The sequence below is a fragment of the Mycobacterium sp. genome (assembly GCF_035697385.1).
In the GTDB taxonomy this organism is placed as follows: Bacteria; Actinomycetota; Actinomycetes; order Mycobacteriales; family Mycobacteriaceae; genus Mycobacterium.
Window position 1 is genome coordinate 1 of the sequence record NZ_DASSCY010000304.1, and the last position, 24,808, is coordinate 24,808.

The window sequence follows — 24,808 nt, forward strand, 5'->3', positions numbered from 1 at the left end:
GCGGCAACTACCCGAAGCCCGGATATACCTGGACCGCGATGGGCCCCGCCAACGCCATTCCCACCGTATGCGAGGCCCCTCCGGGTTTCTTGACCCATTTCGACCTCGGACTCATGCCGCTACGCGGCGTCGTGCGATGACGGGTGGGCTGCGCACAATCGCGGACGTTTCGGATTGCCCCGACTTCAGTTGACTCGGGGAGTGTGCATTTCAGCCGGGGGACCAACTTCGCGAGACTCGTGCGGCGGATCGACGACGCCGGCCTGCCGGCGCCTTTGACCAGGCGGCTAGCCGGGTGGGGCCAGCGCCACCATTGGGCCTTCGACGAGGCGGTTCGATCGTCTCGATCACGGTCAAATCTGTTCGGCGACACCGACATGTGCTCGGCGCACCGGTCCTGTATCCAATCTAAACGCCTGACTTGTGTCACTGATGATACTCACTGAATCGGTGGCGAGGAACCCTGTGTATGCGCGCAGTCTCCAAGGGTCTCTTTCCCTCGCAGCTATGGGTTTAGCGGCGTCACGGGGTTGTCCGGCCGTGATGCTTGGTTACCTAATACTATTGATTTCAGTCAACGGTTGGTTTAGAAATGATGCACCAAGTCTCGTGCGCATTCAGTTCGTTGCAGTTGTTGGTGAACTGCGTCTGACAGCCGTTCACCGTCGACTCTGTGATCAGTTCACGCTGATTTGTGAGTGGCTAGTCGAGAGGGATCGGAACGACGATGAGTGCGTTGCGCCCACTAGCGCCGGCGGTTTCGAACGGCCCGGCTCTGGATGATGAGTGATACAACTGCACAAATTTGTAGTGTGCGGGGTAAGCCCGTAGGCGACGGCCGGGGTTCGGCTGCGACCCCGCGTGAAAGGGCATGAACCAATGGTGGATTCCGAGGGCTTGACCGAGGCGGCTGTCGATGACCCCGAGCTGGACTTGATGAGCCAAGACATCCCCGACTTCCACACGCGATTGGCCGCGCTGCGGGAGGAGAAGGGGGTAGCCCGCCTGCCGATGGGTGGTGGCGTTGTCACCTCATTGCTCCGTCACGCCGATATCGCCGACGCCGTTCGCGACGACACTCGGTACTCCAAATCCGGAGTCTTTCGACCGGCGACGTTTCCGTTCATGGGCCCCAACATTCAGGGCTACGACGGGCACGAACACGTTGTCAAGCGGGCACTGGTCTCCCCGGCCTTTCGGCGGGGGACCGTGCCCAGCTACATCGAACCGATCCTGCGTCCGATCGCCGAGGAACTCGTCACGCGCATCGCGTCGAACGGCAGCGCCGAGTTCATGGCCGAGTTCGCGAAGTGGTACCCCATGCTGATCACCACCCGCCTGCTGGGCATCCCACCTGACGACGAACCGATGCTGACGGCTTGGGCTTCAAAGATGCTCGACTTACTCCACGACCCCGAGGGAGTGCAGCAAGCCAACGCCGAGTTCACCCACTACGTGACACCGCTGATCGACCATCGCCGGGCGCACCCAGGTGAGGACCTGCTGTCGGCGATCGCGACTGAGGAGATCGACGGGCAGCGTCTTAGCGACGAGGAGGTACTCGGGTTTCTGCGGTTGTTGTTCCCCGCCGGGGTCGACACCACCTGGCTGTCACTGGGCAGCCTCATCTACGCCGTGCTCCAGCATCCCGAACTGCACGCACGACTGCGCGCCGAAAAGACCGAACGTGATTGGGCCGTCGAGGAAACCCTTCGCTGGGAATCCCCCGTCGCAATCGAACCCCGCCTCACGCTCACCGACGTGGCGCCTTGCGGAGTTGCGGTCCCGGCCGGCCAGATGGTCTTTCTCGTCATTCCCGCGGGCAACCGGGACCCCGCCGTCTTCTCCGACCCGACACGGTGGGATCTCGACCGACGCCCGAGCAAGCACATCGCCTTCGGGCTCGGCCGTCATTTCTGCCTCGGTGCTCATCTGGCCCGGGTGGAAATGGAGGTCGCCCTCGACGTCCTTCTACAGCGACTGCCCAACCTCAGGCTCGTCGAGGAACCCGCAATTGGTGGTGTCGTGCTCCGCGGACCGAAAGAACTGCACATCGAATGGGACGCCGCATGAGCGCTCTCGATGGTCGCTGCGCCATCGTCACCGGTGGCGGCCAGGGTGTCGGACGCGGCATCGCGCTGGCCTTGGCAGCCGAAGTGCTCACGTAGCGGTGCTGGGTCGCACCGAGGGGAATGCTGGCTTGTAGTTGACTTTCGAGAAACGGCGCCACATCGGGCGCCGAGGAACGTGCGCAACCGATCGGCCGTCTTTCGGCGGAGGCGTCGAATGATAGGTCGCGACAACGTCAGCGCCCGCTGCGGTCAATACGTCCACCAGCAGCCGCGCCGATGCCGCTTGCGCCATCAGTCACCAGGATCTTCTTGCCCTCGAGTGCTGTCGCTTCGGCGCCGTCATTGTCCGGTGATGGATCGGATCGGATTAGTGCCGTCCCACCCGTCCGCTTCAGAGCGAAGCCATTCTCCGAGCCCTGCAGTGGCTTCGTTGAGTTCAGTGATCTCGATGATCGGCACCGGCCCGTCCGGCGGTTCAAAGTAGGCGAATCGAACTCCCTCGGTCTCACCGCCGGACCAGACCACCGGCCATCCCGCATCGATCGCCGACTTCACAGCGCCATCGAAGTCATCAGCCCAGTACGCGAATTGGTTGAATCCACCATGCCCCTCGGCGAGGAATTCCGTGTAGATGCTGGGATCTCCAGCCTCCTGCACGATGACCTCGATCTGCATGTCACCCGAGTTGGCGAGGGCGATCGTGAGCGTCACCTCGGAGGGCTCGCCACGGTAATTGGCCTGCAGTTTCTGTCCCCGCACCACATAGAAGGGTCCAATCCCTAATGCGACAAGCGATTTCAGGGTCGAGTCGAGGTCGTCGACCACGAAGCCGACCTGGCGGACGGGTCCTGGCAGATCCGGAGTAGAAGGGGCGTTCGTCATGCATTGACCTCCAGTTCGATGTCGAAGGCTTCGAGGTATGCCGCGAATGTCGGCTTCAGCTGCTCCACGGTCAGCCCGAACTGGTCAAGGCTGTAGGCGTTGAGGCCGTACCGATCCTGCGGGTGCTCGGCGAGCCAGCGTTGCATGCGCTCTTCCGTATCCGAGGTCAGCGGATCACCGGCCCAGTCGTATATCCGGCGCATGACGTCGATGGCATCGCGCATCATGTCCGAGTAGTACACGTGGAAGAACCGGTCGTCGCCGATGCGATCCCGGGCCTGCAGCGGCCGTTCGACGTGTTCCTTCATTTGCGCCTGCGCGGCTCGGCCCATGGCCTCCAATTCGACGGCTTCGGGATGTTGTGTCATGCCCTTCGGCAGCTTCCACAAGTTGGCGAGTGACCCGGTTGCCCTGTAGGGGTCGCGGTGCGCCCAGATCAAGCGGGCGTCGGGGAACACTTTGAGCAGTGCCTCGATGTGTACGGAATGCGACGGCATCTTCAGGCTCCAGCTGCCCGGAGCCGTCGACTGCAACACCTGCAGGTATCGCTTCTGGTACTCGTACGTGGTCGTCATGTCGGTTTCGTGAAAAAGCCAGTCGGCATAGCGTGAGTCCGTTGACAAGAAGGAGTCCCACGACAGCGCCTTGAAGTCCTGGTTGTGAATGAACATGTCTTCGGTCGGCCCGTCCGCGTCCTCCCAGTGCGGAATCGACACCTTGGCAGCCGCGACCATGTCCAGGATCTTTTTCTGTTCCTCTAGTAACGCCAGGCAGCGTGGGTCGGTGCGAAGTTTGTCGGTGGTTGCGGGCGGCACGGGATACAGGCATTCCCAGTGCAATAGAGACCGTCGGTTCGGGTCCTGGTCGAGCAGATAGCTGATGACAGTGGTTCCTGTGCGTGGCATGCCGAGCACGATCAGCGGGCGTTCGACTGGGACGTCGACCACCTCGGGATGTCTGCGAACATAGTCGTGGATCTGCAAGCGCCGGCCGAGCACGTCTGCGCTGTCGGTGAGAATGCGGTCCCGGCCGTACGGTGTGAAGGCCGGGGATGAGTTGACCTCATCGAGGATGATTTCCAGCCCGTCGCGCCAGGAGTCGGACTCTGTCTCGGTCAGGCCAGTGCGCTGAGCGGCGATCTCCAAGACGTCGTCCGGAGTGGCAACAACATCGTCGAATTCAGTCATGGCAGCTCCTAAACCGTCAGGTATCCGCCGTCGACGGCGACGGTCGTACCAGTCATGTAGCGGGCAGCGTCGGTACACAGGAACAGCACGGCGGGAGAGACCTCATCGGGTACGCCCATGCGGCCCATCGGCGTGTGTCGCATCTCAGGGTCGAACATCTCGGGGATGTCGAGTATCGGGTGAGTCATCCGGGTGTCGATCAAGCCCGGGGCTACGGCGTTGACGCGAATACCGTCGTCGACCCAGCGGCGCGACAGGTTCCTGGTGAAGGCCAGCATGCCTGCCTTGGAGGAGCTGTACGCGGGTACTAGGACAGCCGAGACAAATGCCGACATCGAGATGATGTTGACCACACTGCTTCCGCCGGCGAGGCTGCTGGCCTTGAGTCGCTCGTGACAGGCCATCGTCAGCCGCATGTGGGCGAACAGGTTGACTGCGACCGACCCGGTGTAGCCGTCTGGATCCCACTCGTCCTTTTGTGCTGCGTAGGGTGCGCCTGCGTTGTTGACGAGGATGTCGAGGTCGCCCAAGGACTCCGCAAGCGCATCGATCGACCCGATGTCTGCCGATTGACAATGCCGGAATGTAAAGGCGCTCAGATCCGTTTCGGGATAGTCCGCCGCCGATCCTCGGGTTCCGGTGACCGTGACCTCAGCACCGGATTTGGCGAAGTCAGTGGCGATCGCGTAGCCGATCCCGCTCGTTCCACCGGTGACGAGGGCATGAACGCCGTTGAAGTCATAAGCTACGTTGTTCACTCCGTGCCTCTCAGTTCGTTGATGGACTTCGTGAGCCATGCCTTCTCCCAGAAGTTTTCGGATTCGGCCAGCAGTGCGTCGTGGGCCTCGACCGCGACTACGCGTGCAGCCAGGTGGGATGGCTCAGCCGCCAGGATGAGGTCGATAAGGTGCAATGCTTTGACAGGTTGCCCACCGGCCACGTGGCCGCGCGCCGCATCGACCAACGTGTCAGCACCCGCAGCGGCGACGACGTCCGTTGCGATCGAGAGCGATCCAACTCCGTAAAGTTCCGTGGTCGAACGGTGTTGGAACCAACCCGCGTACATCTCCCAGATCGCGCGGACATTCCACGACGTCTTTCCGTAGCCCTCGCCGACGTCGAGCTCATCGGGCACTCGAACCTCGCGCATGGCGGTGTAGAGGTCGGCGCCTGCCGTCATGCGCTCGATCGTCTGGTCGTGTACGGACTGCATGGCGTCGCGCATCGCGGTGACCTCTTCGGCAATGCGATCCGCTCCCTCGATGGGGTCGAAGTGGCCGGTGATCAACCGCTGCGGACCGAATTCGACAACCTTGTCGAGCGATTCGATGTAGAGGACGGGATCGCGGTAGCGGTCGCCCCGAATGGTCATGAGGTTGGGCACGTGTCCGAACAGCGGTCCGAAGAGGTTGCCCGTGAACAGTATTCGGTCCTCCGGCAACCAGACCACCAGCGAGTCAGTGGTCTCCCCACCCGGTGTCCAAACCAGCTCCAGTCGGCGTCCGCCGACGGTGAGTTCGTGCCGGTGATCGAACGTCGTCGTGGGCTCGGGGAACGAGAAGTCGATCGTGGAGACGTCCAGGTCCTTGAGCGACTCGAAGACAGCGTCGGTGAACTTCGCGAAGGCAAACGTCGTCTTGGGCGCTCGGTAGCCGCCGAGCCTGATGTTGTCATCGCGCCAGTAGCGGTAATTCGCGTGCATGATCACATCGGTGTCGGCCTCGCGGAGCGCGTACACTCCGCCCCAATGATCGCCGTGTCCCTGAGTCACGACGATCGCGCGCGTCGGACCAGGAACATCTTGGAATGCCTTGTGGTGCAGGGGTCCTTCGAAGAAGATCCCACCATTGATGACGACTCTCCCGTCGTCAGTCGCCACCGCGTAGGCGTTCGATACGCCCGGCGACATCCATACGTCGTCGCCCAGCGCTACTGCAGGTTCACCGGTGGCCGCTTGGAGATCGGCCGCACCTGGCCGTTCTCGATGGATTCCTGCCATGTATCCGCCGCTCTTCGCCTAGAGCTATAGCGCTAGAGCTGTAGAGGTGAAGGTTGATGAAGGGAAGTGCACCAGCACGTCGGTATGTCTTCGCGGTTGGTCATCTGACCACTCCTGATTGCGCTCAATGTGCGAGGCGTTTTGATTCGGGTCACGCGGAGGACTTGTCGTCGGATCCCATTGCGCGACGAATCACCCGCTCCGTCAACCGGACCAGCACGCCGCGTGGAATCGGGCAGATGAGTCTGGCGGCCCATCGAATCTGCTTGCCGGCCATGCACGTTGGGTTTTTTCCAAGGGTCTTGAACGCTGCGTCGACCACTTCTTCGGCAGTGGTAGCGCCGGGGATCGGCTCGTTCGGCCCGGCGAGCCCACGCTCTTCGCGGAGGCGGCGCAGTGAAGGGGTGTCGGTCTCGCCGAGTACGACGGCGAGCGCGTCCACGCTCTGACCCCGCAACTCAGCCCACAGGGACTCGGCGAAGATCATGTCGAATGCCTTGGTGGCTCCATAGACGGCCATGTTCGGGGCTCCGACGAATGCCGAGCCGGCACTAAGGATGACGATGCCGCCCCGCCCTCGCTCGACCATCGCTTGGCCGAACTGGTGACTGAGTTGCATCGGGATCAGGCAGTTGCGCTGGAGCATCCGTTCGGAGGCAGCGATCGAGTTCTCGAGAAAGTGCGTGAAGTCTGCATCGGCGCCGGCGCAGTAGACCAGCAGTCCGATGTCGAGACCGGCGGTGGCGGTGACGATCGACTCGGTGGCGTCGGCCGCGCCGAGATCGGTGACGAGAACTCGGGTCTCGACGCCGGTACGGCTCTGGATGTCTTGCGCGAGTTGGTTCAGTAGCTCAGCGCGGCGGGCGAGGAGCACGACGTTGATGCCGTTGCGAGCGACTGCCTCCGCGAAGGCGGCGCCCACGCCGTCGGACGCACCCGCGATCAGTGCCCAGGGTCCGTACTTCGCCTTGTCGACGATCACGCTCGTCACTTCACAGTCTCCCGGAAAGAGGCGAGCACTCCGCGCACGAGGACCCGACGGGTCTGACCGTTGGCGATGTCGACGACGGAATCGGCGATCGGCCAAGTGAGCTTGCCGCCACTGGCGCGGACCACTTTCTCGACGGTCATGGTCACCTTCCTGTTTCTAGGTCTTGTAGACGATCCGGACGGCGGACCCGTCGACGGCGACGAGTTGGCCGGTGATGAAGCCGGAGCCTTTACCGGCGAGACGCGTGACGGCAGCAACCTCTCTAGCCCAGTGCGGCAAAGCGTTTCAGGTACGGCCATGCCACATCCGGCGGTATGCCGCCGCAGAGCGGCGAGAGATTGAACAGCTCACCGGCAGCGGTGCGTTGTCTTGCTTCATCCACGGACAGGATCACGTGCGAGGACGACGTATGGCGGAGCTCGTCGACGGTCTTGGCGGTGGTGATGTTCGCCGACACCCCATTGTCGGGGTTCCACTCCGAATACGTCATTGCATCGTGAAGGAGGTACTTTCCGATCTCGTCCCATGCCGCGTCGACGTCATCGGCGACGAAACAGTTGGCTGTGGTGTCACGTTCGGGCAGCATAATGAATCCGGGTTCGTGGCCGTTTTCGCGGCTGGCCTTCTGATAGGCCTCTTCCATCCCTGGCACGGCACCGTTGGCGAGCAGGCCGATGCCGTTTCGCCCCGCACGCCGGGCTGCGGCAAGGCTGGCACCGCCCCAACTCAACATGGGACCTTCCGGTGTGCGCGGGCGCGGTGTCACCTTCATCCGTCGGTCACCGTGTTCAACCTCTTCTCCCGCCAACAGCCTTCGCAGCAGGCCGAGCTTCTCATCGGCCAGGCGACCGCGATCGGAGAGCTTCAGTCCAAAGTGGGCGTATTCCTCAGCGCGATAACCGATCCCGAATATATACGTGGCCCGGCCGGCACTGATGTGATCCAGCACGGCAATGTCCTCCGCCAACCGGGCCACGTCGTAGAGCGGCAGAAGAATCACCAGGTTCAGCAACAACTGCTTGGTGCGCGCGGCGATCGCCGCGCCCAGCAGCAGCGGCGACGGAAGATAGCCGTCCTCGGCGCAGTGATGCTCACACAGCACCGCGGCGACACAACCCCGGGTCTCCGCCCACGCCGACATCTCGCTAGCCGCCGCGTACAGGTCGGAAGGGGGACCGCCGATCGACGGCGCCCGCATATCAAAACGGAGAGTGAACATTGCGTTTAATGACCCTCCGATGGTTGGGTCCCCATGACGGCGGCGGTGGCCTGCATGACCATCGTGACGGCCTCGTTTCGAGTGAGGGTTTTGAAAATCTCCGCGGCCATTCTCATCATGTCGCCCACCATGAGAGTGGGGCCATTGGTGAGGTTGTCGAAGGCCTCATCGACCACCGACTGTGGGGAGACGGCGCCTTCTGGTACGTCGTCCAGCGAGGCGATCTGGCCGCGGCTGTATTCGAGGGTTCGCAGGGCCGGGGTGTCGGTCTTGCCCAAAAGCAGGCCGAGCACGTCCACGCCCGTGCCTTGAAGTTCGGTCCAAAGCGCCTCGGTGAACACCATGTCGAATGCCTTGGTGGCGCCGTAGGCGACCATGTTGGGGCCTCCGGCCAGCGCAGCCCCGGAGCTGAAGTTCACGATGCCGCCACGCCCACGCTCGACCATGAGCGCGGCGTAGTGGTGACACAGCCGCATCATGACCACGCAGTTGCGCTGCAACAGTGCCTCTGCCGTTGATACCGGATTGGCAAGGAACGGTTGGTAATTCGGGTCGCTGCCGGCACAGTACACCAGCATGCCGATCTCAAGATCTTTCGTGGCGCCAATGATCGTGTTCGAGGCATCGGGGTCGGTCAGGTCGACAGCCAACGTCAGCGTCTTGGCACCAGTGCGCTCCCGGATACCGGCGGCAACCTCTGCCAGGACCTGCTCGCGACGTGCGACGAGCACCACATTCACACCGTTGCTCGCGATCCGTTCGGCGAACAGGGCCCCAACCCCGTCGGATGCGCCCAGAACGATGGCCCACGGACCATACTTGCCGGCGAAGTCCTTCGTCACTGACCGGCCACCAGAACAAGTCGAACCGAGGTGAACTTCCGGCGTGAGATGCGCCAGCCGTCATCGGTGCGCACGACGTGGTCATCGTAGAACCCGGCGGGATTCGCGCCGGCTCCGTTCTCCGCGAGGATCAACGCATCGACGTACGTGCGGACTTGCGCAGTGTCGCCGTCGATGTCGATGACCTGGTTGGTCAACCGGTGCATAGTGTGCGCGGCGCCGGAATGCACGGCCTCCATGAACTGCGCCACCTCCGCGCCTCCGGTCCACTGCCCGACCACGCCGTAGTCCAACCGGGCGTCGTCGGTGAAAACCCCTGTCAAAAGCGAGTATTGGTGACTGTCGATCGCCGTTGCATAGCGAACCGTCAGATCGAAGATTTCATCGCGGTCGGTCATGCCACATCTCCATTCGGGTGAACGACAATTCTGGGCGGTCCTTCGGATCGGCGGGCATCCTCGAGTGCGTCGGGCACCTCGTCGAGGCCGATGATGCGTCCGACGCTCGGCAGTGGGTCGAGCCGACCTTCGACAACGGCGTCGAGCACCCCGTACCAATCCTGCGGCAAGGGTCCACCGCCAAACTGGAGAGTCAAACCTTGGCGGGTGGCCTCGGTGATGCTCAAAGTGTCCCCGGTGTACCAGCCGCCCGCGCAGTAGATGCGTGACGAGAACTCCGCCTCCTTGACAATCTTGTCGATGAGCCCTGGGGCGCCGACGCACTCGAACACCACCGCCGACCCACCGAGCTTGTGTTCGGCGCGGACCTCGCGGAACACGTCGAATACAGATTTCTTCGCGGGATCGACGAGCACATGGGCGCCAAACGCCGTTCGCGCTAGTTCGCGGCGGTCTGCTTTGTAGTCGGAGACGATGATCGGCGCTATGCCACGACTCGATAGCGCCGCGACTGCGGAAAGGCCGACGGCCCCTGCACCGATGACAATCGGTGTCTCACCCGGCGCGATATTGGCGGCGCGCACGTAGAACTCGCCAACAGCGAAGCAGTCGACGACGGCGATGGCATCGCTGGATACGGTGCCGTCGACGATTTTGGCCGCGACTTCGGGTACGACGAGCAGTTCGCCGAAGCTTCCCTGAGCCTCCGGGTGTTGTCCGATGATCCGCACACCGCCGGCACCGCCGTCCACCAACCGGATCGGCATCGAGGTAACGCGGCTTCCTATCGGGAACGCGTCAGTGCAGCCCGGGCCGTGGCCGATGACCTCGCCGACGAACTCGTGGCCCATAACGATGTCGCGATCGGCGTCGTACAGCGATCGCCCGGTCGGGTCATCGATCGCGAGGTCCGGATGATCCATGAAGTGGACATCCGATGCGCAGATCGCCGTGCTCAGCGTCTTGAGAAGTAGGTCACCCTGCCCCGGAATGGGGTCAGCCGTTTCCCGGACATCCAGCCGGCCACCTCGTAATACCACTGCGCGCACGGCTCACATCTCTTTCCGGCGTATGCTTGACTGTCTCGACTATTCGAGATCTACTTCTCGGATTACTGAATGAACTTAGGTCGCTACTAGATGAGGAGTCAAGAGTGCGAGGAGCAACTTCGGCCCCGACGGGACGCGTGCTCGATGTCCTCGAGCTGCTGAGTCGTTCCAGCAGTCGCCAGATGCGGTTCTCCGATGTGGTGCGCGAACTTGACCTGACCCAGGCCACCGCGCACGCCATCCTCAAGACGCTGACCGACCGCGGCTGGGTCAGCAGGGACCCCGTCGCCAAGACGTTTGCGCTCGGCCCGTCCCTGTCGCTGATCGCCGGGGGGTTGGATGCCGCCCGGCCCCTGGCGCATATCGCGCGCGCTTCTGCAGGGCGGCTCGCCGCGACAATCGACATGCCCGCCTCGGTCATCGAACGTGCCGGTGACGACCTCGTCATCACAGCTTTCGAACAACCCAAGGACAGCTTTATCGCCGCGCCAAACGAACGAATCCCCTATACGCCCCCGTTCGGGGTCGCGTTTGCAGCATGGGATACGCCTGCGGGACAACAGGCCTGGGTACAGCGCGCGGCAGCGGACGACCCGGCTCTCGGCAAGCGACTGCACGGCGTTCTGACTGAGACCCGAGCGCGTGGCTTCGACGTCGACTGGATGACACCCGCCCTCGCACAGGCAGCGCAGGTGCTGGGGACGCTCTCCAACGACGGTTTGCCACGCAGCATGCGCTCCATCATCGATCGGCTTCGTGTCGAATTCACCTCTGCAGGCATGCTGGCCGACGATGTCACCGCTCCCGCACGGTCCGTCGCCACGATTTCGGCACCCGTACTCGACAGCCTCGACCGTACTCAGCTAGTCCTGGCGATTCACCCTGTACGACCAATGACGAATCGACGAATCCAAGTCGCCGCACGGCAACTGCTGCAGGAGGTTCAGCGAATCGCCGATATAGTCGAGCCCTAGTCGATTCCCCGGAAGGCATCCGATTTTCAACTGCGAGTAATCCGCAATGAGGTTGTGCGGCAACTGATCTAGACGACTCAAGTCGCTCAGTTCACCCACGCATCACCGGACTGGCCCTACCCGCCCGACAACCAGGTCGGCGTCCATCGCGTTGTGGTCGAAGGAGATCCACGCGTTGAGCTGACACGCACGTTTCCCACCCGGTGCTCGATTCCACCGACGCGGGATGCATCTCCACCGCGGCCCGGGTGGTCAACGCGATCGACTGGATCGGCCGCGCTCCTAAGGGATTGATCGCCGTGGAGGACATCCCGCAGGCAGAGGTCATCCGCGGCTTGATGTGGTCACGCGCTATTGTGCCAGCCGCGCGCGCAGGTCGCGCTTGAGCACCTTGCCGTACCTGTTCTTCGGCAACTCGTCGATGAACTCGTACCGCTTGGGTCGTTTGAAGCGGGCGATGCGCTCGAGCAGGTGCGCGTCGAGTTCGGCGGCCGACGCCGAGCCGACGATGAACGCCACCACGACCTCGCCCCACTCCTCGTCCGGTGCCCCGACCACGCCGGCCTCTACAACGCCGGGGTGCTCGAGCAGGACCTCCTCGACCTCGCGTGGGTAGATGTTGCTTCCACCGCTGATCACCACGTCCTTGGAGCGGTCCCGCAGCGTGAGGAATCCGCGCTCGTCGAACGATCCCATGTCGCCGGTGCGCAACCAGCCGTCCTGGAGAGTCTTGCCGGTGGCGTCGGGATTGTTCCAGTAGCCGGTCATGACAACGTCTCCGCGGCAGACGATCTCGCCGATCTCGCCTGACGGCGCCGGTGTGTCGTCGTCGCGCAGTACCGCGACGTCGACACCGGAGCGGGCATAACCGACGGACCCCAGGATCGCGTCGTCGGCGTCGATATGGTCGGCCCTGCGCAGGCCGGTGATCGTCATCGGTGCCTCGCCCTGACCGTAAAGCTGGACGAAGATCGGGCCGAACGCGGCCATCGCCTTCTTCAGGCTGTCCACGTACATCGGGCCACCGCCGTACACCACCGTCCGCAGATTGCGCGGGCACGCCCGACCGGTCTGCACCAGACGCTGGACCATGGTGGGTGCGAGGAACGCGCTACAGCCTGGGTGGTGCTCGCACAGATCCATGAACTCCGCCGGCTCGAATGCTCCCGACTCGGGAATCACCTGGCGTGCACCACGCAGCACGTACGGCGGAATGTAGAGACCCGACCCGTGCGACATCGGCGCGCCGTGCATCAGGCTGCAGTCGTGGTCCGGCGCATCGAAATCCGCGAGGTGGGCGACCGTCATCGCCATCAGGTTGCGGTGCGAGAGCATCGCGCCCTTGGAACGGCCGGTGGTGCCGCTGGTGTAGAACAGCCATGCCAATGTCGACGGATCGGTGGTGCGCGGCGGATCCGACGGGACGTTCGCCAGACGGCTCGAATACGCCTCGGAGTCAACGGTTTCGATGGGTACCTCGGTGACTGACGCGAGTTCCGCGCCGATCTTGGGCGACGCGAAGACCTGCGAGACGCCCGCATCGTCGAGGATCTGCACCATCTCCAGCGGATGCAGTTTGTAGTTGATCGGGACCACCACGCACTCGGCGGCCCAGGTGGCGAACATCAGCTCGACGATCTCCGGGCGGTTCTCACTGGCAATCGCAACGCGAGCGCCTGCGCCCGGCTCGCGCATCGATGAAGCCAGTCGTAGCACCCGCTCGTGCAGCTCACCCCACGTATGCAGTTGACGCTCACCGTGATACACCGCTCCGCGGTCGCCGTGTCGTGCGGCGGCCTGGTCAAGCAGCGCGAACAGATTCAACGCGCGACCCATTCCGAATTCAACGCGAAGTCTGACAGGTACTTCGTCGAACTCCAGCCGCCGTCGACGACGATGGTCTGCCCGTTGATGAAGCTCCCTCCCTCAGAACACAGGAACGCCACCGTGCTCGCCAGGTCGTCGACGCTGCCCAGCCGCGGGTATGGAGTCATCTCGGTGTTGATCTTGCGGAACCGCTCGTCCTCAAGGCGTGTCGCCACCATCGGGGTGAGTGTGACGCCGGGAGCCACGGCGTTGCAACGGATTCCCTGTGGGCCGTACTGACATGCGATGTGCATCGTCAGCGCCGTCAGGCCGCCCTTGGCCGCCGAGTACGCGCCGCCGCGCAGGCCGCCAACGACCGCGAAGGTCGACGTGATGTTGATGATCGCCGAGCCCGACTGCATGTGCGGGATGACGTCGCGCGCGAGCCGGAACGGCGCCCGCAGCATCAATCCCAGGAAATAGTCCAGGCTTTCGTCGTCGGTCTCATGCAGCGGTTTGGGGCTGCCGACGCCGGCGTTGTTGATCAGGAAGTCGATGCGCCCCCACCGGTCGACGGCGGCGGCCACGATCCGTTGCGGCGCATCGTCCGCCGTCAGGTCCACGGCGATGGTGGCCACCCGCTCTGGATCGCCGATCGCCTTCTCCAGCTCGCTGAGCCTATCCTCGTCGCGTCCGGCCCCGACGACGGCCATGCCTGCCTCCGCGAGCTTCGTCGCGCATCCGAAGCCGATGCCGCTGCTCGCGCCCGTCACGATCGCCACCTGCATGTCAGTCCACCTTTGTTCTTCCCGTCGTCCCCCTACCCTCCGGGTTGGAGGTGCCCCCACCGCTCGCCTCGGCCGTCAGCTCCGCCCGGATCTGATGCTTCAAGATCTTGCCTGCGTCGTTCTTCGGCAATGTGCCCCAAATGACCATCTGTTCAGGGACTTTGAACTTGGCCAGGCCCTCGCTCAGAATAAGGTCGCGCAGGTCCGTCAGGTCGGGCGCGCGCTGATCGGATGCGACGACGACGGCGCACGCTCGCTCCCCGGTACGCTCATCAGGCAGGCCGACGACCGCGATCTCCGCGATGCCCGGATGCCCGACGAGGATGTCTTCCACTTCCTTTGGCGAGATGTTCTCGCCGTTGCGGATGATGATGTCTTTGGCCCGGCCGGTGACAACCAAGTAGCCGTCGTCAAGCCAGCGGCCGAGATCACCCGTCCGAAAGTAGCCCTCGTCGTCGAACGACGCCGTTTCATCCTCGGGATGCAGATAGCCGACAAGCATCTGCGGTCCCCGCGCGCGGATCTCGCCGTCGACCAGTTTGATGTCGGCGATCCCTGCCCGACCATCGGTGTCCGCTGCGTGTTCGGAGTCGTCCACTGAGCCCACGGTCGTCACGGGCACTTCCGTCGAGCCATACACCCGGCTGACCGCCGCCTGCTCGAAATAGGTTGAGGCCCTGCGGATCAACGACGGCGGCACTGACGCGCCCCCGCAGATGAACACCTTGAGGTCGGGCAGGTGCGTGTCCGCGCGCTCAGTAGCGGCCAGCAGGCCCTCGAGAAACGGCGTGGCCCCGGCCATGTGCGTGCAGCGTTCGGCAGTCATCAGCGACGCCGCGGCGTCTGCGTCCCAGCGCTCCATCAGGACCGCCGTGGTGCCGAGCAGTAGCGGGCATTCGAACGCATAGATCGAACCACCGATGTGAGCGATCGGCGACGGGACGAGGAACGTATCGCCGTTGTCGACCAGCCAATGCTCGCCGAGCTGACGGATCAGCGCGTGGATCGAATTGTGGGTGTGCAATACCCCTTTGGGACGACCGGTGGTTCCGGAGGTGTAGAGGATCATGCGCACGGCGTCGGGATCCAGCACAGGCAGGCCAGCCGTCGCCGGTTCGGTGAACAGCGATTCGTAGGCTGTGTGGTCACGAACGTTCGTTACCGCTCGATTTTTCGGCGATTTCTCGAGCGGTAAGGAACGTTCGCCGCGGCGCAGCACCACGACCTCGGGCGGTGAGGTCATGTCTGCGGTGACCCGGTCCAGCATCGCGACGTAGTCGTGCTTTCCGAAGACAGACGGCACGAAGATCGCGCGGCTATCGGCGTCGGACAGGATGAACGCCAGCTCCCGATCCCGCAGGGACGGCAGGATCGGGTTCACCACCATGCCCGCCATCGTCGCGCCCAGGTAGATCACCGCCGCCTCATGCCAATTCGGCAGCATGAACGACACCACGCTGCCAGCAGGCATGCGTGTCATCAGTCCCTTCGCCATCTGCGTCGCCTGCTCGTGCAGCGTCTTGCAGTCGAGCCGAATGTCGCCGTCCACCAATATTGTTCGGTGCGGCGTGGCGACGGCGGCATCCCGCAGTGAGTCGGCCAGTGTCTCCCGCACCCACAGCCCCCGCCGGTAAGCGTCGGCTGTGCGTTGCTCGTCGACCCGCACCGGTCGGCCTAACCCTTGACCCGGCGCATGGTCATCGAATGCCGGTACCGCGCCGAGGGATGGGTGTTGATCGTGACCTGGGCGACCTCGCCGTCCGAGGTCTTGTAGGTGCGCTGCATCTCCAGCGCTGCGGTGCCGTTGTCCACCTTGAGCGCGTCTGCGAGTTCGCGAGTGACCGGTACGGCCGAGATCTCTTGATGCACCTCGACGATGCTCACGCCGAACAGGTCCTCGATCAGCGGGAAAATGGGACCGGAGTGGCGCTGCAGCAGCCTGCCCACCGCTGCGAACGCCCGGTTGATGTAGTACTCCGTGCGGCAGACCGGCGCTGTGGTCCCGTCGGCTTGTCGGTATCCGCGCACGGCCAACCACTGCGAACCGACCGCGAGGCCGGTCCGCGCCGCGGTGGTTTCGTCGATCGTGACCATCGCGTTCGATTCGATCGTCAACTGTGCGCCTGCCGCGAAGGCCAGCAGGTCGTTGATCGACATCACGTCCTGGGCATACGAATTCGCCGCCGGCCGTGGAACGACGAGGGTTCCCGCGCGTGGCCGCGAGGCGACGAGGTTGTCGTCACGCAGCCTGCGCAGCGCCTCCCGAATGGTGTAGCGGCTCACTTCGAATCGCTCACAGAGTTCGTGTTCGGTCGGCAACTGCGAGCCCACCGGATACACCCCGTCGACGATCTCCTTGCGCAGGGTGCGCGCCACCTGGAGGTAGCGATGGTCTGTCGGGCTGACGGTCATGTCGGTCGCAGTGCCAGCACGCTGCCGTCGCCGTCGGCCGAAACGTACAGGGTGCCGTCGGGCCCGATGGTGATGCCCGCGAACGGCCCCTGCGGTCCGGAGAAGGGGGGCATTCCCTTGAGCGGCTTGGGTTCCACACCCGGCGGTGGACCCACCGGCAGGCCGGACGCGAGTGTGCGGCGCTGTCCGCTGGACAAGTCCACCGCGATGACCTCCTTGGCGCCTGCATCGACGATGTAGAGCGTTCCATTGGCCATGAGAATCCCTTGGGGGCGTTGCAGGCCGTCGACCACCGTCTCCGTCGACCCGGCCAGTCGCACCACCCGGCCGGCGCCGGACTCGGACACCAATGGGGTGCCGTTCGGGTCGAATGCGACGCCGACCGGATCCTGCAGTCCCGAAGCCAGCACCTCCACGTTGCCCGACCGCAGCGAGTGCACTCGACCGGTTCCGAGTTCGGCGAAGACGATGCTGTCACCCGGGCCGACCGCGACTCCATAGAGCTGGTCGAATCCGTCTGCGAGATAGTCGGTTTCGCCGTCGCCGGGACGGTAGCGGGCAATCTGGCCCCCCGACGTCGCGACCACGAAAGTACCGGGCCCCGCAGGGGCCAAGCCGCGAAGGAAGCCGGGATAGCCGGGCGAGAACAGCATGCCGACCGTTTGCAGCGATCCGTCAGGGCTGACCACATAGAAGTAGGTGCCGTCAGCGACATAGAGGTTGCCGTCATGACCGATCGCGAGATCCAGCGGCCAGTTCAATCCGCCCGGCAACACCGTGCGAGTCTCGCCGCCGCCGAGAATCTCGGTGATCTCTCCGGTGAAGTTCGAGACGAATAACCGGTCGTCGACAAAGGTCAGATTGTCCAGGCCCGGAGTGAGCTGAGCCAGCAGGCGCTGTTCGCCGCTGCGCGGATCGATCCGCAATACCTGCCCGCTGGCCACCTGCGTGGAGACGATGAAGCCCTCCGAATCGAACTTCACGGCATCCGGGACGCCGAGATCACCCGTAACCCGTTGCGGCTCACCGTTTTCAGGGTCTATTCGCCAGATCTCGTTCGCCGTCATCAGCGGGTAATAGAGCAGGCCGTCGGGGCCGACCTCCATGGCGTTGGGCGATGGCAGGTTCTCCAGCAGGATCCGCTGCGCGCCGGTGCTGCGATCCAGCTCCATCAGCCGCCCGCCGTCGCGGCACTCGCCGATGAACAACCGATCCTGATGCACCGTGATGCCGTTTGCACACGGCAGGTCGTCGCGCAGCACGCGAGTTCGGCCGGCGGCATCGCGCACGCTCACTCGGCCGTCCATCACCTCGGTGGCGTACAGGTTGCCGCTGCTGTCGAAGGCGACGTCGTCGGGCGCGATGATGTCGCTGCCCTTGGCGCTCACCGTGTCCACCCGTCCGGTGCCGAGGTCCAGCGCGCTGATCTGGCTGCCGGTCACCTGCGCGACGTAGACGCGCCCGTCGGGACCTGTGCGCAGGCCGTTCGCGCCGAACAATCTGCTGGGTGCGGTCAGGCGCGCCAGCCGCCAGCCTTCGGCAGCGGTGGGGCTGGGTGCGGTGTACCTGGAGGGCGGGAGCGACTCCGTCGCGGGGAGAGTCATGATCTCGGACGTTATCAAGCTCCTTTAGTCCAGACAATAGCGATAAGAAGAGAGTCCTCTGGCCTTGACGAGCTGATCACCGCTGCGGAATAGTGTTCTGCAATATGCAGAGCACCGTATTTTGTCCGGACAAATAGGCACATGGACGATCTTCTGAGGCTGGACGGCCGCATCGTCGTGGTGTCGGGCGCGGGCGGCGGCGGCATTGGCACCACGGTCACTCGGATGGCCGCGCAGGTCGGCGCCACGGTGATCGCGGTGAGCCGATCCAAGGAAAACCTCGACGAACACATCGCACCGCTGGCCAAACAAGGCCTCCATGTGGTGCCCGTCTCCGCCGACGCGTCGACCGACGACGGGGTGGCCACGGTGCTCGACCAGGTGCGGCGCACCGACGGCGATCTCTACGGCCTTGTCAACATCGCAGGCGGTGCCGCGCCGTCGACCTGGATGCCCTCGACGCGGGTGACCCGCGACGACTGGCGCGCCCTGTTCACCGCCAACTTGGAGACCGCGTTCTTCATGAGCCAGGCGGTGGCGTCGGAGATCCGAGGGCAGGGCAATCCGGGATCGATCGTGTCGTTGTCTTCGATCAGCGGCATGAACACCGCGCCGTTCCACATCGCGTACGGCACCGCCAAGGCCGCCGTCGCCGCGATGACCCGCACGATGGCGGTTGAACTGGCCATCGACAACATTCGGGTGAACGCCGTGGCGCCGGGAGTGACGGAGACGGCGGCGTCACGCACGTACGTCGACGACGACCCCGAGCGGGACCGGTAGGCGATCGCGATGGGCCGGCGCGGCAGACCCGAAGAACAAGCCGGCGCGATCCTGTTCCTGTTATCGGACTTATCGAGCTACATCACCGGCCAGACCCTGCTTGTCGACGGCGGCCTGAACCTCAAGTGGAGCCACCTCGGCGCGGACAACACCTCGCTGTTTCTCAAGGACGAATCGTTCCGCAGCGCCATCAGTCGGCACGAGGAGGAAGCATGACCGATTTGGAAGTCCAAGCTGCTGAAGAGCTTTCAGAGCCGATGACCATCGGTGTCGACGCGTACATATCGGAGGACTACGCCCGCGCCGAACGAGACAAGCTGTGGCGCAAGGTATGGCAACAGGTCGGCCGGGTCGAGGAGATCCCCGAAGTCGGCGGCTATCTCACCTACGACATCCTCGACGACTCGATCATTGTCGTGCGCACGGGCCCGAACAAATTTGCCGCACACCACAACGTATGTATGCACCGCGGCCGCAAACTGGTCGACAACCCCGAGGGCGCCAAGAACGCGGTCGGCCGGGCGCGCAAATCCTTCGTATGCGGATTCCACGGCTGGACATACGGTCTCGACGGTGCCTGCACCCACATCCGCGAACAGGACGACTGGAAGGGCACGCTGACTCCGCAGAACACCCATCTCGCCCCCGTGCAGGTCGACACCTGGGGTGGCTGGCTGTTCGTCAACATGGATCCCGACTGCGAACCGCTGGCCGACTACCTCTTCCCCGCGGCGAAGATCCTCGACCCGTTCGGTCTGGAGAACATGCGCTACAAGTGGCGCAAATGGCTGTACTTCGACTGCAACTGGAAGGTCGCGATGGAGGCCTTCAACGAGACCTACCACGTGTTCACCACGCACCCGGAGTTCAACAAGTTCGGTGAGTTCAAGGGTTGGGCCAAGGCGCAGGGCAGGCACAGCAACATCGGCTACGACGCGCCAAAGGGTATGGACGAGACCAAGTCCAAGATTCGCCTCGGCACCGGTGATCCGCGTATCTCGACGGCGGAGATGCAGATCTACACGATGGAAGAGACCAACGCGACCACCACCAACACGCTGGTGAACGCGGCGAAGCGACTCGTCGACGAGCTGCCGGAGGGGACGCCTGCCGACGAGGTCCTCCAACACTGGCTGGCCTCGGCCCGCCGGGATGACGAGGAGCGCGGCGTGGTCTGGCCGACGATCCCACCCGACATCCTCGGCCAGAGCGGCACCGCTTGGCAGATCTTCCCGAACTTCCAGGTCGGCCAGGGGCTGACGAGCGCGCTGTGCTACGCCGCCCGGCCTGATCCGAGTTATAACCCCGACAAATGCATCTTCGAGGTCGCGGTCTTCGAGCTGTACCCCAAAGGTGAAGAGCCGCAGACGGAATGGCAGTACACACCGAAGGACTCTCCGAACTGGCTGTCGGTGCTGCCTCAGGACTTCTCGAACATGGCAGCTGTGCAGCAGGGCATGAAGTCGGCCGGCTTTTCAGGCACCAAGCCTAACCCGTACCGCGAGCGCAGCACCGTCAACCTTCACTACCAACTGTCCAAATACATGGGCACGGGCGAGCCCCAAGAGCTGTGATTTCGGCGTGCTTGGTCACGCTCACCGTGACGGAACACGCCGAAATCACCAGTAAAGGAGACACATGACGACCTGCGGGCCGACTGATACGCCGACCGACATCGACATCCCCGCAATTCGGGAGAAGTACGCCGCCGAACGCGCGAAGCGTCTGCGGCCCGACGGCGGTTCGCAGTATTTGGAGCTCGAAGGGGATTTCGCCGAATTCTACGAGGTCGATCCTTACACGACGGTGACCGAGCGCGGCCCGATCGTCGAAGACGCCGACGTCGTTATTCTCGGCGGCGGCTTCGCCGGACTGCTGGCCGGCGCGTATCTCAAGAAGGCCGGCGTCGAAGGTATCCGTGTCATAGAGATGGCCGGCGACTTCGGTGGGGTGTGGTACTGGAACCGATTCCCCGGAATCCAGTGCGACAACGACGCTTATTGCTACATCCCGCTGCTCGAAGAGCTGGACTTCATGCCGTCGAAGAAGTTCGCCGACGGCGCCGAGATCTTCCAGCACTGCCGCAACATCGGCAAGCACTTCGGCCTGTACGACGGTGCGCTGTTCTCCACCCAGGTGCGCGAACTGCGTTGGGACGACGCGACTGAGCGCTGGCGGATCAGCACCGACCGCGGCGACGACATCCGGGCCCGATTCGTCGTCATGGCACAAGGCTCATACAACCGCCCCAAACTGCCGGGAATCCCCGGTATCAAGGACTACCGGGCTGCCGGTGGGCATGTATTCCACTCCGCGCGTTGGGACTACGACTACACCGGCGGTGATGCGGACGGTGGCCTGCACAAGCTGGCGGACAAGCGCGTCGCCCTCGTCGGCACCGGCGCCACCGGAATTCAGTTGGTACCGCACCTCGGCCGCGATGCCCAACAACTCTTCGTATTCCAGCGGACGCCGTCGTCGGTGGATGCGCGCACCAACCCTCCCACCGATCCGGACTGGGCCGCCTCACTGCAGCCGGGCTGGCAGGAGGAGCGCAAGCGTAACTTCCACAATTGGTCACCGTTTGTCGGCGTCGTGTTCGGCGAGCCGGATCTGGTGTGCGACTTCTGGACTGAGCTCGGCCGCAATCTGACCGCCCGTATCGCGGGCAGCGACGACCCCGCGTCGGTGACCATCGAGCAGATCATGGCGTTCAGGGAAGAGGAAGACTACAAGATCATGGAGCGGCTGCGTCGCCGCGTCGCCGAGATCGTCGACCACCCGGACACCGCCGAGGCGCTCAAGCCCTACTACCGGTTCATGTGCAAGCGTCCGTGTTCCAGTGAGCACTACCTCGCCACCTTCAACCGTCCGAACGTCACGCTCGTCGACGTGTCCGCGTCCAAGGGGGTGGAACGGTTGACCGAGAAGGGAATCGTCGCCGACGGTGTCGAATATGAGGTCGATTGCGTCATCTTCGCCAGTGGCTTCGAGATCTCGACGGAGATCAGCCGCCGGTACGCGATCGACCAGATCGTCGGTCGCGACGGGCTCTCGCTCTTCGACTATTGGCAGGACAATTACAAGACCCTGCACGGGATGACGAGCCGCGGCTTCCCGAACCAATTCTTCATGGGCTTCATTCAGGGTGGCGTATCGGCCAACACCACGGCGATGTTCGAGCAGCAGGCCAAGCACATCGCCTACATCATCGCCGAGGCGCAGAACCGGTGTGCCACAACGGTCGAGCCCAGCCAGGAGGGCCAGGACGCCTGGGTGCAGACGGTCCGCGAGCTCGCAATCGACAACTCAGCATTCGAACTGTCCTGCACACCAGGCTATTACAACAATGAAGGCCGCGGAGGCGCAGTGGGCAACGGCTCCTTCCTCGGTGACTTCTATTCGCCCGGTTTCTACGCCTTCGACGAGTTGATCGCCGAGTGGCGTTCCAAAGGCGACCTGGACGGGCTTGAAATCCGTGCCTGACCTGAGATTCGACGGCCGGGTCGCGGTCGTCACCGGCGGCGGCAGGGGACTGGGCCGCTCATACGCTCTGCTGCTGGCGTCGCAGGGTGCGAAGGTCGTCGTCAACGATCCCGGCGGAACCCTCAGCGGCGGTGGAGCGGACGAGACACCCGCCGACGATGTGGTGCGCGAGATCGCCGCTGCGGGTGGAGAAGCGGTCGTATGCACCGACTCGGTGTCCACCCCTGCCGGCGGCAAGGCGATCATCGACAGCGCGCTGGAACGGTTCGGCCGTGTCGATATCCTCATCCACAACGCCGGAAATGTCCGACGCGCCCCCCTGCGAGAGATGACTTATGACGACTTCGAGGCCGTCATCGACGTACACCTGCGCGGAGCATTCCATGTTGTGCGGCCTGCGTTCCCGGTGATGTGTGACGCGGGCTACGGGCGCATCGTGCTGACATCGTCGATCGGTGGACTGTACGGCAACCACGGAGTGGCGAACTATGCGGCCGCCAAGGCGGGCGTGATCGGGCTGTCCAACGTCGCGGCGATGGAAGGTATCGACCACGACGTGAAGAGCAACGTGATCGTGCCCGCCGCCGTCACGCGAATGGCAGAAGGCATCGACACGTCGGCGTATCCGCCGATGGGCTCTGATCTGGTTGCGCCTGTGGTCGGCTGGCTGGCACACGAAACCTGTTCCATTACAGGTGAAATACTGATCGCCCTTGCGGGCCGGGTGGCCACCGCCGTCGTGGCGGAGACCCCGGGCGTGTACCGGCCGTCGTGGACGATCGCCGACGTCGGTGAGCACATGACTGCGATCAGGGACGACACACAGCCACTGGTCTTTCCCGTAGTGCCCGACGGCCACGGCGACCACATCCGATACAGCTTCGGCATGGCAGCCCAAGGAGCGGCCAGTGGCTAGCCAAGGCCCGTTGACGGGTGTGCGGGTCGTCGACCTCACCGCGATGGTGATGGGGCCGTACTGCACACAGATCATGGCGGACATGGGTGCCGAGGTCATCAAAGTCGAACCCCCGCAAGGCGATAACACACGTTTCATCTCGGTCGGTCCGGAATCGGGAATGAGCGGGGTGTTCGTCAACGTCAACCGCGGAAAGCGCGGCATCGTCCTCGACCTGCGGACCGACGCGGGCAAGGCGGCGCTGCGCGCCCTCATCGGACGCGCCGACGTCTTCATCCACTCGATGCGCTCGAAGGCGATCACCAAGCTGGGGTTCGGATACGACGACGTCGCTGCGATCAATCCGGCCATCGTCTATACGAACTGCTACGGATACGGCCGCCGCGGACCCGACCGCGACCGCCCCGCCTACGACGACACCATTCAGGCCGAATGCGGAATACCCGCGGTGCAGCAACAACTGACAGGTCAGGCGGACTATGTCGGCACCATCATGGCCGACAAGGTCGCCGGGCTCACCGCGCTGTACGCGACGACGATGGCACTGTTCCACCGTGAGCGCACGGGGGAGGGGCAGGAGGTCGAGGTCGCGATGTTCGAGACCATGGCATCATTCATGCTGGTCGAACATGCCAACGGCGCCATTTTCGACCCCCCGTTGGGCCCGGCGGTATATCCGCGCACGGTGGCGCCGAATCGGCGGCCGTATCGCACCAGCGACGGATACATCGCGGCGCTGATCTACAACGACAAACACTGGGACGCCTTCGTCAACGCGGTGCAGCCGGCATGGCACAACGACAAATACGCCACCCTCGAACTGCGCGCCAACGACATCGACGCCGTGTACGGGCTGTTGGCCGAGACCTTGAAGGAGCGCACCACCGAGGAGTGGCTCGCGCTGTTCAGTCAGCTCGAAATCCCCGCGGCACCGCTCAACACGCCCGATGAGTTGTTCGACAACCCACACCTCAACGCCGTCGGCCTGTTCGAGACAGTGGACACCATTCACGGTCCGGTGCGTTTTCCCGGTGTCCCGACCTGGTTTTCGCGCACACCCGGCCGAGTCGCCGGACCCGCTCCGCTGTTGGGCGAAGACACCGCTGATGTACTCCGTGAGCTCGGACTCACCGATCTGGAAACGACGGGATCGGGATAGGCCGTGGACTTCGAGATGGGACAGAAGGCCGCCGCGCTGCGCACCGAGCTGCGTGAGTTGGTGAACAGCAATGTGCCCGAACACTTTCTGGGCGCATTCACCGACGATCCTGCCGACCTGGAGACCGCCCAGGCGTTCTGCCGGCTGTTGGCCGAGCGCAACCTGCTGTGCTTGTCCTGGCCCGAGGAGTTCGGCGGCGGGGCGGCATCGGTATGGGAGCAGACGGTGGTGCGCGAGGAGA

Annotated in this window: 22 protein-coding genes and 4 pseudogenes; 10 read left to right on the top strand and 16 right to left on the bottom strand. The window is 63.9% G+C overall.

Going from position 1 to position 24,808, the window contains the following annotated elements; translation table 11 throughout:
* Positions 1-140 (top strand): annotated as a pseudogene (locus VFH65_RS25700) (dihydrodipicolinate reductase); the annotation flags it as partial.
* Positions 141-879: 739 nt separating this feature from the next.
* Complete coding sequence (locus VFH65_RS25705) at positions 880-2,073, top strand: cytochrome P450 (RefSeq protein WP_353325425.1); 1,194 nt, start codon at positions 880-882, stop codon at positions 2,071-2,073.
* 192 nt (positions 2,074-2,265) lie between these two features.
* On the opposite strand, the pseudogene VFH65_RS25715 reads toward VFH65_RS25705, so the two are convergent.
* The 11 genes and pseudogenes from VFH65_RS25715 to VFH65_RS25765 all read right to left on the bottom strand — a co-directional run.
* Positions 2,266-2,371, bottom strand: a pseudogene (locus tag VFH65_RS25715) (short-chain dehydrogenase); the annotation flags it as partial.
* Positions 2,372-2,411: 40 nt separating this feature from the next.
* Positions 2,412-2,954 (bottom strand): VOC family protein, encoded by a 543-nt coding sequence (locus VFH65_RS25720; protein ID WP_353325427.1) that lies wholly within the window; start codon positions 2,952-2,954, stop codon positions 2,412-2,414.
* On the bottom strand, positions 2,951-4,141 hold the full coding sequence (locus VFH65_RS25725) for a sulfotransferase family protein (protein WP_353325429.1): 1,191 nt from the start codon (positions 4,139-4,141) through the stop codon (positions 2,951-2,953). The genes VFH65_RS25720 and VFH65_RS25725 overlap by 4 nt, the downstream gene beginning before the upstream one ends.
* An 8-nt stretch (positions 4,142-4,149) precedes the next feature.
* On the bottom strand, positions 4,150-4,899 hold the full coding sequence (locus VFH65_RS25730) for an SDR family NAD(P)-dependent oxidoreductase (RefSeq protein ID WP_353325431.1): 750 nt from the start codon (positions 4,897-4,899) through the stop codon (positions 4,150-4,152).
* Positions 4,896-6,140, bottom strand: a complete 1,245-nt coding sequence (locus VFH65_RS25735) for an alkyl sulfatase dimerization domain-containing protein (protein WP_353325433.1) — start codon at positions 6,138-6,140, stop codon at positions 4,896-4,898. The genes VFH65_RS25730 and VFH65_RS25735 overlap by 4 nt, the downstream gene beginning before the upstream one ends.
* A 151-nt stretch (positions 6,141-6,291) precedes the next feature.
* Positions 6,292-7,131: an SDR family NAD(P)-dependent oxidoreductase gene (locus VFH65_RS25740; protein WP_353325435.1), complete on the bottom strand. Its 840-nt coding sequence runs from the start codon at positions 7,129-7,131 to the stop codon at positions 6,292-6,294.
* Positions 7,128-7,271 (bottom strand): hypothetical protein, encoded by a 144-nt coding sequence (locus tag VFH65_RS25745; RefSeq protein WP_353325437.1) that lies wholly within the window; start codon positions 7,269-7,271, stop codon positions 7,128-7,130. Before VFH65_RS25745 ends, VFH65_RS25740 begins: the two co-directional genes overlap by 4 nt.
* Before the next feature lie 122 nt (positions 7,272-7,393).
* The gene (locus tag VFH65_RS25750; RefSeq protein ID WP_353325439.1) at positions 7,394-8,350 is read right to left on the bottom strand and encodes an LLM class flavin-dependent oxidoreductase; all 957 of its coding nucleotides are present in this window, start codon (positions 8,348-8,350) and stop codon (positions 7,394-7,396) included.
* Between the two features lie 5 nt (positions 8,351-8,355).
* The gene (locus VFH65_RS25755; protein WP_353325441.1) at positions 8,356-9,192 is read right to left on the bottom strand and encodes an SDR family NAD(P)-dependent oxidoreductase; all 837 of its coding nucleotides are present in this window, start codon (positions 9,190-9,192) and stop codon (positions 8,356-8,358) included.
* Entirely contained in the window at positions 9,189-9,590 is a 402-nt protein-coding gene (locus VFH65_RS25760) for a nuclear transport factor 2 family protein (protein ID WP_353325442.1), read from the bottom strand. Before VFH65_RS25760 ends, VFH65_RS25755 begins: the two co-directional genes overlap by 4 nt.
* Positions 9,587-10,630, bottom strand: coding sequence for a zinc-binding dehydrogenase (locus VFH65_RS25765; protein ID WP_353325464.1), 1,044 nt, complete (start codon positions 10,628-10,630; stop codon positions 9,587-9,589). Before VFH65_RS25765 ends, VFH65_RS25760 begins: the two co-directional genes overlap by 4 nt.
* A gap of 113 nt (positions 10,631-10,743) precedes the next feature.
* Between VFH65_RS25765 and VFH65_RS25770 the strand changes: the two genes are divergently transcribed.
* Together VFH65_RS25770 and VFH65_RS25775 are read left to right on the top strand one after the other, a co-directional pair.
* Positions 10,744-11,613, top strand: a complete 870-nt coding sequence (locus tag VFH65_RS25770; protein WP_353325444.1) for a helix-turn-helix domain-containing protein — start codon at positions 10,744-10,746, stop codon at positions 11,611-11,613.
* A gap of 99 nt (positions 11,614-11,712) precedes the next feature.
* A pseudogene (locus tag VFH65_RS25775) lies at positions 11,713-11,999 on the top strand (hypothetical protein); the annotation flags it as partial.
* On the opposite strand, the gene VFH65_RS25780 reads toward VFH65_RS25775, so the two are convergent.
* The 5 genes from VFH65_RS25780 to VFH65_RS25800 are packed head-to-tail and all read right to left on the bottom strand — an operon-like array spanning position 11,965 to position 18,223.
* Positions 11,965-13,437 (bottom strand): acyl-CoA synthetase, encoded by a 1,473-nt coding sequence (locus VFH65_RS25780; RefSeq protein ID WP_353325466.1) that lies wholly within the window; start codon positions 13,435-13,437, stop codon positions 11,965-11,967. The pseudogene VFH65_RS25775 and the gene VFH65_RS25780 sit on opposite strands and share 35 nt — an antisense overlap.
* Positions 13,434-14,207 carry an SDR family NAD(P)-dependent oxidoreductase gene (locus VFH65_RS25785; protein WP_353325446.1) on the bottom strand — a complete coding sequence of 258 codons (774 nt, stop codon included), beginning with the start codon at positions 14,205-14,207 and terminating at the stop codon, positions 13,434-13,436. The genes VFH65_RS25780 and VFH65_RS25785 overlap by 4 nt, the downstream gene beginning before the upstream one ends.
* Before the next feature lies 1 nt (position 14,208).
* Positions 14,209-15,873 carry an AMP-binding protein gene (locus VFH65_RS25790; RefSeq protein WP_353325448.1) on the bottom strand — a complete coding sequence of 555 codons (1,665 nt, stop codon included), beginning with the start codon at positions 15,871-15,873 and terminating at the stop codon, positions 14,209-14,211.
* A gap of 8 nt (positions 15,874-15,881) precedes the next feature.
* Positions 15,882-16,619 carry a GntR family transcriptional regulator gene (locus VFH65_RS25795; RefSeq protein ID WP_353325450.1) on the bottom strand — a complete coding sequence of 246 codons (738 nt, stop codon included), beginning with the start codon at positions 16,617-16,619 and terminating at the stop codon, positions 15,882-15,884.
* Positions 16,616-18,223 carry an SMP-30/gluconolactonase/LRE family protein gene (locus VFH65_RS25800; RefSeq protein WP_353325452.1) on the bottom strand — a complete coding sequence of 536 codons (1,608 nt, stop codon included), beginning with the start codon at positions 18,221-18,223 and terminating at the stop codon, positions 16,616-16,618. Before VFH65_RS25800 ends, VFH65_RS25795 begins: the two co-directional genes overlap by 4 nt.
* A 141-nt stretch (positions 18,224-18,364) precedes the next feature.
* On the opposite strand from VFH65_RS25800, the pseudogene VFH65_RS25805 reads away from it, so the two are divergent.
* The 6 genes and pseudogenes from VFH65_RS25805 to VFH65_RS25830 all read left to right on the top strand — a co-directional run.
* A pseudogene (locus VFH65_RS25805) lies at positions 18,365-19,222 on the top strand (SDR family NAD(P)-dependent oxidoreductase).
* Positions 19,219-20,580 (top strand): aromatic ring-hydroxylating oxygenase subunit alpha, encoded by a 1,362-nt coding sequence (locus VFH65_RS25810; RefSeq protein WP_353325454.1) that lies wholly within the window; start codon positions 19,219-19,221, stop codon positions 20,578-20,580. The pseudogene VFH65_RS25805 and the gene VFH65_RS25810 overlap by 4 nt, the downstream one beginning before the upstream one ends.
* Positions 20,581-20,644: 64 nt before the next feature.
* Positions 20,645-22,492, top strand: coding sequence for a flavin-containing monooxygenase (locus tag VFH65_RS25815; protein ID WP_353325456.1), 1,848 nt, complete (start codon positions 20,645-20,647; stop codon positions 22,490-22,492).
* Entirely contained in the window at positions 22,485-23,408 is a 924-nt protein-coding gene (locus tag VFH65_RS25820) for an SDR family NAD(P)-dependent oxidoreductase (protein WP_353325458.1), read from the top strand. Before VFH65_RS25815 ends, VFH65_RS25820 begins: the two co-directional genes overlap by 8 nt.
* Positions 23,401-24,567: a CaiB/BaiF CoA transferase family protein gene (locus VFH65_RS25825; RefSeq protein ID WP_353325460.1), complete on the top strand. Its 1,167-nt coding sequence runs from the start codon at positions 23,401-23,403 to the stop codon at positions 24,565-24,567. The genes VFH65_RS25820 and VFH65_RS25825 overlap by 8 nt, the downstream gene beginning before the upstream one ends.
* A gap of 3 nt (positions 24,568-24,570) precedes the next feature.
* On the top strand, positions 24,571-24,808 hold a 238-nt coding region (locus tag VFH65_RS25830), incomplete at its 3' end, for an acyl-CoA dehydrogenase family protein (RefSeq protein WP_353325462.1).

Bases quoted from the DNA above. Each gene is read 5' to 3' on its own strand.
- VFH65_RS25800 (WP_353325452.1), bottom strand. From the start codon at position 18,223: ATGACTCTCCCCGCGACGGAGTCGCTCCCGCCCTCCAGGTACACCGCA.
- VFH65_RS25785 (WP_353325446.1), bottom strand. From the start codon at position 14,207: ATGCAGGTGGCGATCGTGACGGGCGCGAGCAGCGGCATCGGCTTCGGA.
- VFH65_RS25760 (WP_353325442.1), bottom strand. From the start codon at position 9,590: ATGACCGACCGCGATGAAATCTTCGATCTGACGGTTCGCTATGCAACG.
- VFH65_RS25815 (WP_353325456.1), top strand. From the start codon at position 20,645: ATGACGACCTGCGGGCCGACTGATACGCCGACCGACATCGACATCCCC.
- VFH65_RS25705 (WP_353325425.1), top strand. From the start codon at position 880: ATGGTGGATTCCGAGGGCTTGACCGAGGCGGCTGTCGATGACCCCGAG.
- VFH65_RS25725 (WP_353325429.1), bottom strand. From the start codon at position 4,141: ATGACTGAATTCGACGATGTTGTTGCCACTCCGGACGACGTCTTGGAG.
- VFH65_RS25795 (WP_353325450.1), bottom strand. From the start codon at position 16,619: ATGACCGTCAGCCCGACAGACCATCGCTACCTCCAGGTGGCGCGCACC.
- VFH65_RS25720 (WP_353325427.1), bottom strand. From the start codon at position 2,954: ATGACGAACGCCCCTTCTACTCCGGATCTGCCAGGACCCGTCCGCCAG.
- VFH65_RS25735 (WP_353325433.1), bottom strand. From the start codon at position 6,140: ATGGCAGGAATCCATCGAGAACGGCCAGGTGCGGCCGATCTCCAAGCG.
- VFH65_RS25745 (WP_353325437.1), bottom strand. From the start codon at position 7,271: ATGACCGTCGAGAAAGTGGTCCGCGCCAGTGGCGGCAAGCTCACTTGG.
- VFH65_RS25750 (WP_353325439.1), bottom strand. From the start codon at position 8,350: ATGTTCACTCTCCGTTTTGATATGCGGGCGCCGTCGATCGGCGGTCCC.
- VFH65_RS25810 (WP_353325454.1), top strand. From the start codon at position 19,219: ATGACCGATTTGGAAGTCCAAGCTGCTGAAGAGCTTTCAGAGCCGATG.